The sequence below is a fragment of the Bradyrhizobium sp. 18BD genome (genome assembly GCF_054185225.1).
On record NZ_JAVAYL010000013.1, the window covers coordinates 71,933 to 86,470 of the forward strand.

Annotated in this window: 13 protein-coding genes and 1 pseudogene; 2 read left to right on the forward strand and 12 right to left on the reverse strand. The window is 65.3% G+C overall.

Annotated features, from left to right (window positions below):
- Positions 1-78: 78 nt before the first annotated feature.
- From RAD16_RS23310 to RAD16_RS23325, 4 genes are all read right to left on the reverse strand, one after another.
- Positions 79-1,167: a mandelate racemase/muconate lactonizing enzyme family protein gene (locus tag RAD16_RS23310; protein ID WP_458160191.1), complete on the reverse strand. Its 1,089-nt coding sequence runs from the start codon at positions 1,165-1,167 to the stop codon at positions 79-81.
- A 252-nt stretch (positions 1,168-1,419) separates the two neighbouring features.
- Complete coding sequence (locus tag RAD16_RS23315; protein WP_458160192.1) at positions 1,420-1,956, reverse strand: hypothetical protein; 537 nt, start codon at positions 1,954-1,956, stop codon at positions 1,420-1,422.
- Positions 1,957-1,961: 5 nt separating this feature from the next.
- The gene (locus RAD16_RS23320; protein ID WP_458160193.1) at positions 1,962-3,155 is read right to left on the reverse strand and encodes a M20/M25/M40 family metallo-hydrolase; all 1,194 of its coding nucleotides are present in this window, start codon (positions 3,153-3,155) and stop codon (positions 1,962-1,964) included.
- Positions 3,156-3,260: 105 nt separating this feature from the next.
- Positions 3,261-4,508, reverse strand: coding sequence for an MFS transporter (locus tag RAD16_RS23325; RefSeq protein WP_458160194.1), 1,248 nt, complete (start codon positions 4,506-4,508; stop codon positions 3,261-3,263).
- 237 nt (positions 4,509-4,745) lie between these two features.
- On the opposite strand from RAD16_RS23325, the gene RAD16_RS23330 reads away from it, so the two are divergent.
- Together RAD16_RS23330 and RAD16_RS23335 are read left to right on the forward strand one after the other, a co-directional pair.
- Positions 4,746-6,020 carry a PQQ-dependent sugar dehydrogenase gene (locus RAD16_RS23330; RefSeq protein ID WP_458160195.1) on the forward strand — a complete coding sequence of 425 codons (1,275 nt, stop codon included), beginning with the start codon at positions 4,746-4,748 and terminating at the stop codon, positions 6,018-6,020.
- A 117-nt stretch (positions 6,021-6,137) separates the two neighbouring features.
- On the forward strand, positions 6,138-6,707 hold the full coding sequence (locus tag RAD16_RS23335) for a c-type cytochrome (RefSeq protein ID WP_458160196.1): 570 nt from the start codon (positions 6,138-6,140) through the stop codon (positions 6,705-6,707).
- Between the two features lie 62 nt (positions 6,708-6,769).
- Here RAD16_RS23335 and RAD16_RS23340 read toward each other — a convergent pair whose 3' ends face one another.
- The 8 genes and pseudogenes from RAD16_RS23340 to RAD16_RS23375 all read right to left on the reverse strand — a co-directional run bounded on the left by RAD16_RS23340 (position 6,770) and on the right by RAD16_RS23375 (position 14,432).
- Positions 6,770-7,138: an avidin/streptavidin family protein gene (locus RAD16_RS23340; RefSeq protein ID WP_458160197.1), complete on the reverse strand. Its 369-nt coding sequence runs from the start codon at positions 7,136-7,138 to the stop codon at positions 6,770-6,772.
- A gap of 15 nt (positions 7,139-7,153) precedes the next feature.
- Positions 7,154-8,668 (reverse strand): CYTH and CHAD domain-containing protein, encoded by a 1,515-nt coding sequence (locus RAD16_RS23345; protein WP_458160198.1) that lies wholly within the window; start codon positions 8,666-8,668, stop codon positions 7,154-7,156.
- A gap of 149 nt (positions 8,669-8,817) precedes the next feature.
- Positions 8,818-9,177, reverse strand: coding sequence for a response regulator transcription factor (locus RAD16_RS23350; protein WP_458160200.1), 360 nt, complete (start codon positions 9,175-9,177; stop codon positions 8,818-8,820).
- A gap of 105 nt (positions 9,178-9,282) precedes the next feature.
- Positions 9,283-10,514 (reverse strand): annotated as a pseudogene (locus RAD16_RS23355) (MFS transporter).
- The gene (locus RAD16_RS23360; protein ID WP_458160201.1) at positions 10,511-10,840 is read right to left on the reverse strand and encodes a hypothetical protein; all 330 of its coding nucleotides are present in this window, start codon (positions 10,838-10,840) and stop codon (positions 10,511-10,513) included. Before RAD16_RS23360 ends, RAD16_RS23355 begins: the two are co-directional and overlap by 4 nt.
- A complete protein-coding gene (locus RAD16_RS23365; protein ID WP_458160202.1) occupies positions 10,827-11,402 on the reverse strand; it encodes an isochorismatase family protein in 576 nt (191 codons plus the stop codon). The genes RAD16_RS23360 and RAD16_RS23365 overlap by 14 nt, the downstream gene beginning before the upstream one ends.
- A gap of 53 nt (positions 11,403-11,455) precedes the next feature.
- Positions 11,456-11,905 (reverse strand): MarR family winged helix-turn-helix transcriptional regulator, encoded by a 450-nt coding sequence (locus RAD16_RS23370; protein ID WP_458160203.1) that lies wholly within the window; start codon positions 11,903-11,905, stop codon positions 11,456-11,458.
- Positions 11,906-12,047: 142 nt separating this feature from the next.
- Positions 12,048-14,432: a hypothetical protein gene (locus RAD16_RS23375; RefSeq protein WP_458160205.1), complete on the reverse strand. Its 2,385-nt coding sequence runs from the start codon at positions 14,430-14,432 to the stop codon at positions 12,048-12,050.
- Between the last annotated feature and the right edge of the window lie 106 nt (positions 14,433-14,538).

Here is a 14,538-nt window from a genome sequence, read left to right on the forward strand (position 1 = left end):
GCGATCGCCAGCATAGCCGAATATCGGGCCGCCGCATCAAGCGCCTTGGAATGCCTCGCGTGCGGCAATGCGCGTTGCCTATGGCGCGAGCTTGGCCAGTCCCTTCCAGTCGAAGCCGATGCCGTGGCCGGGCCGCGACGGCGCCAGCGCCTTGCCGTCCTCGAGCACCAGCGGATGCTCGATATAGGTGTCGAGGCCAAAACCGTGCGCTTCGAGATACGAGCGGTTCGGGCAGGCTGCGAGCAGATGCACGGTGACATCGTGCGCGCCATGGCTGGTGACGGGCAGGTTGAAGGCTTCGGCCAGCCGCGCGATCTTCATGAAGGCGGTGACGCCGCCGCAATTGGTGACGTCGGGCTCGGGATAGGATACCGCGCCCGCTGCGATGTAGTTCTTGAACTCCCACAGCGAGCGCAGATTCTCGCCGGCCGCGATCGGCACGCCGCCGGCCTGCATGATGCGGGCATGGCCCGCGACGTCGTCGGGAATGATCGGCTCTTCCAGCCAGGTGAGGTCGTAGGGCACGAAGGCGCGCGCGGCGCGGATCGCTTCCTCGACCGTCCACTTCATGTTGGCATCCGCCATCAGCGGAAAGCCGTCGCCGAGATGTTGTCGCATCGCTGCGACGCGTGCGACGTCGGATTTGAGATCGGGCCGCCCGACCTTCATCTTGATGGCGCGAAAGCCCTTGGCGAGATTGCCGTCGGTCTGCTTCAGCAGCGCCTCCACGGAGAGATCGAGGTCGATGCCGCCGGCGTAGCACGGCACATGCGCATCGAAGCCGCCGAGCAGACGGAATAGCGGCAATTTCGCGCGCTGTGCCTTCAGATCCCACAGCGCGATGTCGAGCGCGGAGAGCGCCAGCACCGCCGGGCCGCCGCGGCCGCCATAATGCAAGCCCCACCAGACGTGATGCCAGATCGCCTCGGTGTCGTCGGCCTCGCGGCCCTCGACCAGCGGCGGGATCTCGCGCTTGAGGATGTCGGCCGTCGCGCCGCCATTGCGCCCTACGGTGTAAGTATAACCCACGCCCTCCGCGCCATCGGCATCGCGAATGCGGCAGGTGATCAGCTCGAACGCCGCGATCTCGCCATGGGTGGAGTCGGACAGCGTGACGGGGAGGGGGATCCGGTAGAGCCCGGATTCGATTGTCGCGATGCGTGCCATGTTTGCTCCCTGCGTTTTCTTTGCAGGCTAGGCCGGTCGCGCGGCGTGGGCAATCGGCCGCGAGCGGGCAGCAGGTCTGCGGCTGCGCCGGGTAGATGCGTCGTCGCGACGCGCCAGTCGTCGGGTGGGCAAAGGAGCGCAGCGACGTGCCCACCATTGCGCGACGAACGACACATGGTGGGCATGCTTCGCTTCCCCGCCCTGCGAGACCGGCTCCAGGTCTGGATCATCCGCGCGGCGCGGGTGATCCGCTCACCGCTTGGTGGCGAAATAATTGATGCTGATCGAGGCCCGGCGCGGCGATGTTCGCCACACCGACATTTCGAGCGTGTCGCCGCTGTCGGTGCCGACACGCCAGCTCGCCAGGCGATGATTGTCGTCGTTGGACGGCTTGTCGGTCCGCTCGCGGGCCTTCAATGAGGTTTCGATCAGCCCGGGCAGCGCGTCGGCCGAGGCCCCGACGGCCGACACCGTGCAGGCTACGCTCGGACGATCGTCAGGTCCCTCGAAATAGGCCGTCATGCTGCCGAGCCGCTCGCCCCGCCTGATCAGCTTCGCCGAGTAGAGAAGGTCGATTCTTGCCCCACGCTCCATCTCGGCCGTGATCGGGCCGCCGTCGCTGACAAACCCGAGACCGGTCGCGATGCGCTCGACCTGGCTCGGCCTCGCCGGCTTGGGCGCACAGATCTTTGCGAAGAGATCGACCAGCAAGGCGCTGTTGTCCTCTTCCGCGCCGGCCGCGCCCGCAAGCGCCAGCAGCGCAAATCCCGCGAGCGCGAACCGAACCATGCGCATCATCGCATCGTCGCGACCTGCAGCGCCAGCGCGCAGCCGCGGTCGTATTCGTCGAGGTTGATCCACTCGTCGACCGTGTGCGCCTCGTTCTGGCCGGCGCCGAAGGTCACGGTCGGAATGCCGTGGCGGACCATCCAGTTGGCATCGAGGCCGCCATTGGCGGCGCGCACGTTCGGGGTGCCGCCGACCGCGGCCACCGCCTCGATCGCGCGTTTGACGACCGGCAGGCTCTCCTTCATGCGGAACGGAAAATAATCGGTCTCGGCCTTGAACTTGACCTTGCCCGACTTGCCTTGCGTGTTCGTCACCTTCTTGGCCGCCTTCTCGAACGCGGCCTTGTAGGCCTTGGTGATCTCCTTGAAGAACTTTCCGTCATGGCTGCGGCTCTCGCCGCGCACATGCACGTAATCGGTGACGACGTTGGTGGCATCGCCCGCCGGACGGCCCTCGCCGCCGGTGACGGGGCCGACATTGCTGGTGCCCTGCAGCTTGCCCTTCACCACCTTGCCGAACCAGCCGCCGGCCTTCACCTCGGCGAGCGCGAGCGCCATGATCATGGTCGAGGAGATGCCGCGCTCGGGCGCGACGCCCGCATGCGAGGCGCGGCCATGGATCTCGACGGTCCAGCGGTCGGCGCCGACCGCGCCGATGATGACGTTGGAGGCCGAGCCGCCGTCATAATTGAACGCCATCACCGGCGAGCCGAGCTCCTCGAGCTTGACGTGGCGCGCGCCGTAGAGCCCGCTCTCCTCGCGCACGCAGAACAGCAGCGTGATCGGCGGATGATCGAGCTTCTGCTTGGCAAGCTCCGCGGCCAACGTCACCAGCACGCCGCAGCCGGTGCGATTGTCGCCGCCGAGCGCGGTCTTGGCCTCATTGACGATCTTGCGGCCGGAAATCTTCGGCTTTGCGCCGGCGCAGAGCGGCACGGTGTCCATGTGGGTCATGAACATGATCCGCGGCTGGTTGTGCAGCGCGCCGCGGCCGGGCAGGTCGACGATGAGATTGCCGGTCTCGGTCGGCACGGGAATGCGGCTGTTGGCGTCGTCGAGCCGGATCGCCTTCTTGGGCACGCCGACCTCCTGCAGCGCGGCGGCAAGCTCACGCCCGATCGCCGCCTCCTGTCCGGTGACGCCCTCCACAGTGAGGAAGCGCATGAGACGGTCGGTGGCGGCTTTGTGGTCGACAGGCATGGAGTTGAATTCCCTTGATGCACAGACTTGTAGGATGGGTAGAGCGCAGCGAAACCCATCACCTCAACGCATGCCGATGATGGGTTTCGCTTCGCTCTACCCATCCTACGAATTCGCCGTCGTATAAGTCAAAAAGATCACCACGCCGACCATCAGCGCCGCCGCCATGAACAGCAGCACCGCCGGCAAGCCTGCGAGCGCGGCCACCGCGCCGGTGATCGATTGCATCAGCGCCGTGCCGAGAAAGAAGGCGAGGTTGACCGCGGCGAGCGCCTTGCCTGCGACCTGCGCGTCGACCAGTTGCCGGGACATGCCGAACAGCAGCGGCTGCGCCGAGGTGAAGAGCCCGATCAGCACGAACAGTGCCAGATCATAGTGCGGCGGCATGACGGTCACGCCGAACAGCCACGCGACGGCGAGGTGCGGTGCGCCCAGCGCCATCAGCGCGAGCAGCAGCGCCGCGAAGGCGTGGGTGCCGGCCACGAGCTCCCTGCGGCGGCCGATCCTGCGGTCGATCATGCCGACCAGCAGCGGCCCCGCAATCATCGCCAGCGTGAACGCGCCGAGCTGATTGCCGGCCTCGACCCGCGACAGGCCCTTGACCTGCATCAGCCACGGCCCGCCCCACAGCCCGCGCAGCACCAGCGAGCTCGCCAGCGACACCAGCGCCAGCGCGATCAGGCCGCGCAGCGGTCGCGACAGGCCGAGCCTGAGCACCTCGATCATCTGCGACAGCGGCGAGGACGTGTCCTTGTGCTCGGCCGGCTGGTTCGGCACCAGCACGAATACTGCGAGCGCGACGGCGATGCCGCCGAGCGCGGAGATCCAGAATCCGGCGCGCCAGCCATAGGTGTCGATCACGAAGGCGAGCGGGCTCGACGACAACAGCATGCCGATATTGCCGATCGAGAGGATCGCGCCCGACCACAGGCCGAAGCGGCTCGCCGACAATTGCTTGGCCGCCAGCGTCATCGGGCACATCAGCATGCCCGAGGTGGCAACGCCGAGCATGAACTGCCCCACCGCAAAACTCTCCGGCCCCGTCGCAAACCCGGACGCGATCGCGCCGAACACGGTTCCTGCCAGCAGGCCGAGCGACACCGGCCGCACGCCGAACCGGTCCATCGCGGCCCCGACCGGAATCTGCGATGCCGCAAAAGCGAAATGATAGACCGAGGTCAGGCTCGCCAGCGCCTGCGGCTCGATGTCGAAATCCGCCGCCATCAGGTCGAGGCTGATCGCGGGAATGGTGCGCAGCAATGTCGAGAGCATGTGCCCGCAGGCGAGCGCGACCAGCGCAAAGATCAGCGCGCGGGTGCCATCTCCCGCTTCTTCCGTGGCAACCGCACTCATCAGCGTCCCGTCCCGGCAAAGGGTTTTAGCAAGGGTTTTGGCCGGGTTACATCATTGGGGCAGGCGTGCCAATGCCGGGAGGGGTCGTGTTGGCGCAGGGGCGGTCTGACCCGACGTCGGGGGTGCCTTGCCTCGTTTCCGATTGCATTTGCCTGCGCGAATTCACAGAGTGCGACTCGGAAAGGCCGCGGACGCGCCGGCGTCTGGAAGACGGCTTCCGCATTGGGGAGAAACATCATGATGGGTCTATCGTCTGCGTCGCGCAGCCTGTTGCTGGCTGGCGCGGTCTTCGGTGTGTTCACGCTGTCCGCTGCGGCGCAGCAGCCGGCAACGCCACCTGCCGCGGGCGCCGCGCCCGCAGCCCAGCCGCTTCCGCCGGGATCCCCGTTGATCGGGCGTCCGGACGGCGAGGCTGCCGCCAAGCTCGCGCCCGTTGCGCCGCCGCCGATTCCGGCCGCGGCCGACAAGCTGCCGCTCGCCAAGCTGAAAGTGCCGGCGGGCTTCAACATCGAGGTCTATGCCTCCGGCATGGCGAATGCGCGCTCGCTCGCGCAGAGCGACAAGGGCACCGTGTTCGTCGGCAGTCGCCTCGTCGACAAGGTCTATGCCATCGCCGACAAGGACGGCAAACGGTCGGTCAAGGTGATTGCGTCGGGCCTCTACCGTCCGAACGGCGTCGCCTTCAAGGACGGCACGCTCTACATCGCCGAGCTGTCGAAGGTCTCCAAGATCGAGAAGATCGATGACGTCATCGACAGCCCGCCGAAGCCGACCGTCATCTACGACAAGCTGCCGAAGGACGAGGCGCATGGCTGGAAGTTCATCGCCATCGGCCCCGACAACAAGCTCTATGTTCCGGTCGGCCAGCCCGGCAACAACGTGCTGCACGATGCCGATCACGGCCAGATCCGCCGCATGAATCTCGACGGCTCGGGCGCGGAGGTCTACGCGGTCGGCGTGCGCAACACGGTCGGCTTCGACTGGAATCCTGAAACCAGGCAGCTTTACTTCACCGACAACGGTCGCGACTGGCTGTCGGAGACGGTGCCGGAGGACGAGCTCAACCGCGTCACCAAGGCGGGCGAGGATTTCGGCGCGCCGTTCTGCTACCAGGGCAACATCATCGACCAGGAGCTCGGCTGGGGCAAGGACTGCAAGAACTACACCGCGCCGGTCGGCCTGATGGGCCCGCACACCGCCGCGCTCGGCATGCGCTTCTACACCGGCAGCATGTTCCCGAAGCAGTACAAGAACGCGATCTTCGTCGCGCGCCACGGCTCCTGGAACAAGTCGCAGAAGCAGGGCGGTGACGTCGTCGTCGTCAAGCTGAACAAGGACGGCACCGTGAAGTCGATGGAGCCGTTCCTGACCGGCTTCCTCGAGGACAACAAATATGTCGGCCGCCCCGTCGATGTGATGCTGCTGAAGGACGGCTCGCTGCTCGTCTCCGACGACTGGAACGGCGCAGTGTACCGCATCAGCTACGGCAAGCAGAAGGTCGCGGCGAAGTAGCAACAACCACCGTCATTGCGAGGAGCGAAGCGACGAAGGAATCCAGTCTGTTTCCATGGAAGCATTTCTGGATTGCCTCGCTTCGCTCGCAATGACGGAGTATGCAGGAAGCGGCACATGTACAAGACACTCACCGCCGCTCTGGCGCTTATCTCGCTCACCTTCCCCGCCAGCGCCGAAACCATCCAGGAGCGTGCCGCGCCATGCCTTGCCTGTCACGGCGAGAGCGGCACGTCCGAGACCGAGAACACACCCTCGCTCGGCGGCCAGCAGGCGCCATACGCGCTGATCCAGATCTTCATGTTCCGCGAGAAGTTGCGCGTGTTCGAGCCGATGAACGAGATGGCGAAGTCACTGACCGACGACGACCTCCGCACCTTCTCCGATTTCATCGCCACGCTGCCGAAGCCCGCGCCGCCTACTGATGCCGCAGACGCCACGCGCATGGCGCGCGGAGAGGTCTTGGCGAAGCAGAACCGCTGCAACACCTGCCACAACCCTGACTACTCCGGAAAGGAGAACGTCCCGCGCATCGCCAACCAGCGCGAGGATTACCTCGCCAAGACGCTCGCCGAGTACAAGGACAACTCTCGCCACGGCTATGACGCCACCATGGCCGACGTGATGCAGACCGTCGGCAAGGAGCAGATCGCTGACCTCGCCCACTACCTCGCGCATTATCGCTGAGGGGCCGGCGCTCAGGTCGCACTGGAACGTCGGCTCGCGACGGAGCAGACGGCGGCCGATCGTTACGTCCGCTCGAAGGTGTCGATGTTGGTGGTCACGGCGCGCCACCAGTTCAGTGGCTTGAGCCTGGCCGGATCGCCCTCGCTGGCGGCACTCAGCGCCTGGTCGGCGACCACGAACCACGCGGTCTCCATCTTCTCGTGACGCAGCAATCCCGCATATGTCACGACGCGGTCGCCTGCGGCCGACGAGCCCACGGCGGCAAAGCCGATGCAATTCCCCCGGTGAAATCCGGTCACCTGCACCGTCTGACCGTAAAAGCCGCTGTCCTCCAGCGCGGTCTCGAAAGTGCCTTCAATGCGTCCCTCCGCATCGCTGATAATGCGCAAAATGGAGCCGAACTGGTTTCGCCCACTGCCGACCCATGACATGCCGGTTCTCCACGGTCATTTGCCCGGCGCGACGCGCAGCCGGTGCAATCGATGCAGCTCCGTGGCGGCGTCCTTCATCAGGCCGTGCGCCGCCTCGCGCTCCTGGCCGACGATGAATCCCGATGCGAAAGCCTGGGCGCGGCGGTTCGCCGGAGGGGCAGCCAACGCCGCCTCGGTCGCCAGCTCGCGATGCGTCGTGAAGTCGTTGAGCGATCCCAGCGCGGACTGGATTTGCTTCAGCCGGCCGGCGAGGCTTGCGAGCTGCTTGCGGTCGCGATCGCTGTAGAGGCTCTCGAAGAAATCGACCGCATAGCGGATCTTCTTGATCTTGATCCGCAGCTTGTGGCGCTGCGTCGGGTCGAGATCGTTCAGATGCTTGCCCTGCTTGCGTGCCTTCCTGATGCGCCGGTCGAGCACCTCCGCGGCATAGGCGGCGATCCGCCGGTCGTCGTGGGCGCGGGACTGTCCGGTTTCGATCCACTCGATCGCGTCGATCAGCAGGCGGCGATAGCGGGCCGACCCGACTGCGTCGCGGGCGCGCGCGAAGGCCGCCTTTCGCTGGCCGGAAAACCTCGCGCGGATCGCGCGTGCGCCGCGTTTCGGGACGCCTTGGCCAGCGATCGGCCGAATGCTCTCGTTGACGAACACGTCGATCTCGCGCGCCGGCGCCAGCTCGCTCGTGAGCCATTTGAGTTCGGACTTGATCCGCTCCGTGCTGGCGCGTGGCAGGAGATCGCCGAACAGCGAGATCGCGGCCCGCAGGCGTCGCAGGCCGACGCGCATCTGATGGACGCCCTCGGAGTCCAGCTCGCGCACCGGATCGGCATTTGCCGTGACCTGACGAAGGGTCGAATGCGCAATCGCCCGGAATGCGTCCTGGGGTGAAAGATGCTGCTTGAGGTGTATCGGCTCGGCGCGCTGGGCACCGCCGCGGTCTCCTGCGACAAGCCGATAACCCCGTTCGGATTTCGAGCGCAGATCGAGCTCGGCGCCCGTTCGTCGTTCGAGGTTGCGCGCCAGTCGAAACAGGTCGGCGACTTGCCCCGACTTCAATTCCAGCTCGAGCTCGGCCACAGGGCGCGAACGCCGCCCGGTGCCGATGCGGCCGCGATCGACCGCGAGTTCGATGCGGCTCCGTCGTACCCGTCTCGCTTCCGTCGTGCGGTGGATTTCGGTCTGAAACACCGGCTTCAGCTTGCGCGGAAGTTTCCTCGTCACAAGGTCCGCAAGCGGCGTAGTCTTGATCTTGCTGAAGTCGGGCTTTGCATCCGCGATCTCATGCTCCCATTCGCCGCGCGTCACGGTTCCCGAACCACCGGCCTTGACGGTCTGCACATAGTGTCCGTCGGCCTTGCGGACGCGGAGTGTGAGGCCATGCCGCCTCAGCTTTTGTTTCTTCGTGTCGTAGTAGGTCGAGACGAGCGCCTGCTCGGACCGGTCGCGTTGCCGTCCGTTCGATGAGCCGGCGTGCAAGGCGGATGACAGCTTTCGCGGCGCAAGGCGGAATTTCAGTTCCGTTTCGGCGTTCATCGTCACAGCTTCCGTTGCCGGATTCAAAGTGGCTCACTTGCGAGAAGTTCCGCGATGCCGGGCATTTCGAATCCGGATCACCGCGAACGATGGGCACGTCCGCGGGTCATAGAAAATTCACGGAACTTCGCCGATGCCCGGCGGCCGTGCTATGGTTGCGCCGCTTCCGCGAGCAGCGCCGTCGGGTAGACTGGCTTGGTGAAGAACTTTGCGCCGGCGGGCAGGGGCCGTGGCAGCGGACGGCCCGAGATCACGATGATCCGCACGTCGGATTGCTGCTGCTGCGCATAGTAAGCGAGGTCGACGCCATCCATCTTTCCGACCAAATTGACGTCGGTGATGATCAGGGCAGGGTGCTTCACCTTCAGCGCCAACGCCGCAGTTTCGGCGTCCTCGCACTGCAGTACGTCGAAATTGCTTTCTTCGAGCAGCAGAGCGAGCATTTCGCGCTGAATGTCGTCGTCCTCGACGACGATCGCGGTCGGGCGGATCGGCTTCGACTGGCCCATGGCTGCACCTCGCTGTCTTATCATATGTTAAGTGCGGAGGGAGAAATCTGTTCCTGGTATGGCGCGTCGGGTTCGGCTCACATGACTGTGCGCTAGGCCGCGTGCTCACCGCTGTTGCGGCAGATCGAGCTGGTTCTCGTGCGCCTGCCGAGAGAGCGCGCCGATGGCGACGATCGCTGCTGCGAAGCCTGCGGCCGCGCCGATGCCGAGGGCCCATCGCGGGCCGCAATGATCGGCGACCCATCCGACGATCGGCGCGCCGATCGGTGTGCCGCCCAGTGCGACGCCGAGCCGAAGCGCCATCACGCGCCCGCGCATCGCCGGTTCAGTCGAGAGTTGCATCAGCGCGTTGGACGTGTTCATGACGGTCAGGGCCGCGACGCCGATGACGACCAGCGCAGCGGCGAACAGCCAGTAGCCCGGCGCGAGCGCAGCGAGCGTACAGCCGAGGCCGAAGATCGCGGCACCGAGCACCAGCGCGTTGAAGCGCGGCCGCTCGCGGCTTGCGGCCAGCAAGGCGCCTGACATCGTGCCGACCGCCATCATCGAGGATAGCAGGCCGAAGCCGCGTGCATCGGTGTGGAAGACCCCGACGGCCATGGTCGAGATGAAGATCGGAAAATTGAGCCCGAACGTGCCGATCAGGAACAGCATGATCAGGGTCATCCGGAGGTCGGGACGGGACCAGACATAGTGAAATCCCTGCAGCACGCTGCCCTTGGCGCGGTGAGCGCGGGCGTTGGGGCGAAGTTCCGATGTTCGCAGCAGCGACAGCGAGGCCAGCACGGCCATGAACGAGGCGCCGTTGAAGAGGAACGCCCAGCCGGTGCCGACGGAGGCGATGACGAGACCGGCCGCTGCGGGCCCGATCATGCGCGCGGCGTTGAACGTGGTCGAATTCAGCGCGATCGCATTCGACAGATCGGCATCGCCCACCAGTTCGGCCACGAAAGTCTGCCGCACCGGGGCATCGAGCGCCGCGCTGCAGCCGAACAGGAACGCGAACACATAGACGTGCCAGAGCTGCACGAGGCCGGTGACGGTGAGAAGCCCGAGGATCAGCGCCAGCGCGCCCATCGTGGCCTGGTCGCCATCAACAGCCGGCGCTGGTTCAAATGGTCGGCGGCATATCCCGACCAGGGCATCAGCAACAGCTGTGGTCCGAACTGCAGCGCCATCACGATGCCGACGGCGGACGCGCTGTGATCGGTCAGCTCGGTGAGGACGAGCCAGTCCTGGGCGGCCCGCTGCATCCAGGTTCCGATATTGGACACCAGCGCGCCCGCCGCCCAGACCCGGTAGTTGAAGCTCCGCAGCGAACGAAAGATGCGCCTCATGTCTGCCGGGGCTCGTTGCCGCCGTGAAATCGTCCGAACCGCCGCGCCAGGAAGAGGCCGATCAGGAGCCCGCCAAGTCCGGATGCGGCGACATCGCCGGCGCTCCTCAGGTCGAAAGCGCCGACGCGGCAGATCAGGCAATACCCGACGAGAAGATTGAAGAAACCCCATACGATATTGACGGTCGATGTCGAGAGCCCTTCGCCCGGCGGCTTTGCAAATGGCGTCTGGAACGGCTCGCCCATCATGCCGGCGACGACATGGGGAATGGCATTGGTGAGGAAGGCGCCGCCGAAGAAGTAGGCGACGAGGTCAAGCCAGTTCATGCGCGTGGGTCCTTGCAAGGAGGTCGATGATCCCAAGCGTCGAGCCGGTCTCGCCAAGCCGCGGAAAAACGTTTGCGATGCTGTAGTCATGTGCGCTCGGTCGCGCGTCCGTCATGGCGTCGAGGGCGAGCGTGACGTTGAAGCCCGCCTCATAGGCCTGCCGTGCCGTGGATTCGACGCCGGTGCCGGTGGCGACGCCGGCGATCACGACCTGCGTGACGCCGCGGCTCCTGAGCTGACCTTCCAGATCGGTGCTTGCGAACGCGCCCCATGTCCGCTTCGTCACCACGATGTCGTCGGGCTGCCGGCCGAGTTCCGGAAGAAAGTCGGTCCATCCGTCGGGAAGCAGGCCGGTCTGTCGTGGCCGCTCGGTTCGTCCGGGTGCAACGCCGTCGACATTGACCAGCACGATCGGCAATCGGTGTCGCCGAAACGCAGCGATGAGGTCGCAGGCGCGCGTCACGACATCGTCGATGGGATGGATGAGGGGCGAACCGGCGATCCCGCTTTGCAGGTCGACGATGATGAGGGCCGAGATCGGATCGAGCATCGTGAGAGCCATGATCGTCCTTTCGATGGGATGATGTACGTGACCGGTGCCGGCAGAGGCCCGCGTCAATCCTCGACAAGCCGCTTCAACAGCCTGACCGCCGATGCGAGTTCGTGCTGCTCGCGCGGAGACAGTTTTGCTGCGATGGTGCGCGAGAGCCAATCCTGCCGCGCGGCCCGGCCGGTGCGCAGCCGCTCGCGACACATGTCAGTGAGCGACATGATGGTTTGCCGGCCGTCGTCGGGGTCGGGCGCGCCGCGGACCAGGCCCGCAGTTTCCAGCGCCGCCACCGCGGCACTCATTGATTGCGGCCGCATCCCCTCCAACCGGGCGAGGCCCGAAACGGTCGCGGGTCCGTCCTTTTCGAGGCGAAGCAGAACGGCGATCTGCGACGGGGGAAGATCCTCGCGTTGACCCTGCTCGCGAAGCCGCCGCTTCAGCGTTCCCATCAGTAGACGAAGCTCTTCGGCGAGCGCGGACTTACGTCCCGCCGCGGTACCTGGTGCATTGCTCATGCCAGGCGTTTAGCATATATGCAGGTAAACTGTAAAGATTAGCTTTGCAGTTTGCCTGTCAAAGATTCGGTGTTTCAGCGCATTCCGGTTCCCATGAGGGGCGCCGGTGCGGCGGCGCGCCGCCGTGATGCGCCGTCGCCTGTTATTTCTCCGACAGCTCCGCGACAGGTGCAGCGTCCAGCGGAACCTTGCTCTTGAGCTTCTTCATGATCGAGAGGAACGTGGGCGGCGTTCCGATGTCCCCGTCGGCCGAAAGTCCCTCGCCGGACTCAAATGCGCGGTCTGCGATCTCGTAACCGAGCGCCCGGTAGCTCTCGAACTGTGATTCCGAGAAGAACTGGTTCAGCGTCGTCTCATGCGGAAAGGTCGTGTGGGCTATCGCGTAGCTCAGGACGCCCATGGGCTCCGTGCCGTGCAGGCCCGACTTGAAGTACAAGAGCAGTCCGTCTTCCGACTTGCCGCCGTCGGCCTCGCCATAGAGAATGTCGCCGATTGCCCAGTAAGGTCCTTCCTTCGCCGGGCTCGGACGATCCTTGAAGCGCTTTTTCAGGAGGTCGAGGCCGTGCAGGTCGATCCGAACGCCGAGATCGATCCATATCTTGCGAAGCGCGTTGCCGAGGTCCTCGAAGGAATAATCGGGGTCGCAGCCGGCGTCGCTGACCACGATCACGCGGCAACGCCGGCGAACCATTTCGTAGAGTCCGAGGTTTTCGAAGTGTCCGCCGTCGGTCAGGTAGACCCAGCGTTCGGTCTCGCTGGTCAGGCCGAACATTTCCATGAAGAACGGCCGGAGCGCGTTCGTCGGTTTGACCTCCGCGTAGTCGGGATTGTCGCCGCGCGGGTTGGCCAGCCACCAGCCGAGGCGCACATTGAACAGCGCCATCAGGAAAGCCACGCCCGGCGACGAGTTGTAGCCCATGCTCGGACTCACGGCCGCGCCGGAGATCGCCATGGCGGTTCCGAGCGTGAGGCCGAGCCTTCCGCCGTAGGGCTGCGGCTGGTCGGTCGTGGCGAAGCTCGACCGGTAGGCGCCGTCGGAAAATGCCGCGCTGCCGCTGCCGCAATGGAGCGGCGAGAACGTGAAGGGCGCCGCCATCCGTTCCTGCCATGCGAGGTTCTTGGACGATACGAGGTTGAGCGCGGCGCTGATGACGTGGAGTGGTTTCCAATTCGCTCCCGTCGGGACGACGCCGTGCTCCCATAGCTCATGCAGCATCGGGCTGTCGCGACCGTCGAAATCCGTGAAGGCATTCTTCGTCCGGTCACGCTCCTTCTCGTTGCGCGAGGCGCCGAGGAAAGCGCGAACCAGCCGGTTGCGGTAGAGACTGTGGAGCGAGTAGCGGTTGATGTTGAGGACACGCGAGGCGGCAAGGATCAGAACTCCCAGCAAGAGGGCCGCCACGGCCACGACTGCCCAGGGCATATGGCCATCGGCACCAGACTGGAACGACATGAATGTCCTGTCCCAGGCGATCGACAGCAGGGCGACCAGGGTGGCCGCGAAAATCGCCGCCGCGATCGCCGCAATCGTGTTCAATCCGAGATATTGGCGAATGCCCGAGACCTGCTCGGCAGCGGCCTTGGTCTTCGAACTCGCGCCCAGGATGACGGAAATCAGGCCCGAAATGCCTCCCCCTGTCGCGAGCGATGGGACGGCCGCGCTGCCAAGGTGACCTTCGATCCATGCTGCCGCCGGCGGCGCGCCTAGCACGAGTCCGAACCACAGTAGCCAGCCGAGATAGGCCAGCGTGAAGATTCCGCTCGACCGCGCCTGGAATTCGAGTCCGACGTCCACCTCGGACAGGAACTCGGCAAACGAGATGTAGATCACGTCGGCGACGATCCGCGCCATCACGATCCAGGGCAGGCCGAAGATGCAGGCAAAGATCGCTGTCGTGGCATCGGAGCCGGACCGGTTCAGATACCACAGCAAGGCCAGTCCCGCGGCGCTCAGCAACCCGAACGCTGCGCCGGCGAGGCCCCAGGCGCCAAGATCGATCCAGCGCTGCCAGGGAGCAGGTTCGCGCGGTGGGCGGGCCGTCTTGCCGAAGACACCGGTCCAAGCGCGCGCCAGGACCCAGGCGAAGGTGTAAAAGACAGCGCCGAGCACGGCGCCGCGCGTGATCACCCGGACATAAAATTGAGCCCCTTTGACCTCTTCGCCGAATTTGAAGCCGAGGAGATCGGTCACATACGTCAGCACCGACAAACCGTATGGGCTTTGCAAGACGAAGACCAGCAGCGCGGCTCCAATGAGAAAGGGCGCGAGATCGCATGCAAGAAATCGGGGCTGTGCGACATTGATCCTTCCGCGGGCAGGACGATTGGCGGCAGAGAAAGACAAGGAAATCAGGAAGCAGAGAGTTGGTATGATCATCAGAGTCAGGAACCACCACGATCTCTCCGTGATGCTGTGCGCATCGAGGACGGCGAAGTAGAGCGCCTTCGTGACGAGCACCGCCAGGATCATCGGGGGGACGAGCAGGATCCAGTTCAGGAACAGAAGTGCGCAGGACGCTGGCAACATCGCTCCACAGGTCCGGAGAGATCGACGAAAAGCTCGGAGCGAGAAAGTGCGAGTTGCGCCGGAGGTTGGAAATCGGCTCCGCTTCCTCGTGATCTCCGAGCGGACT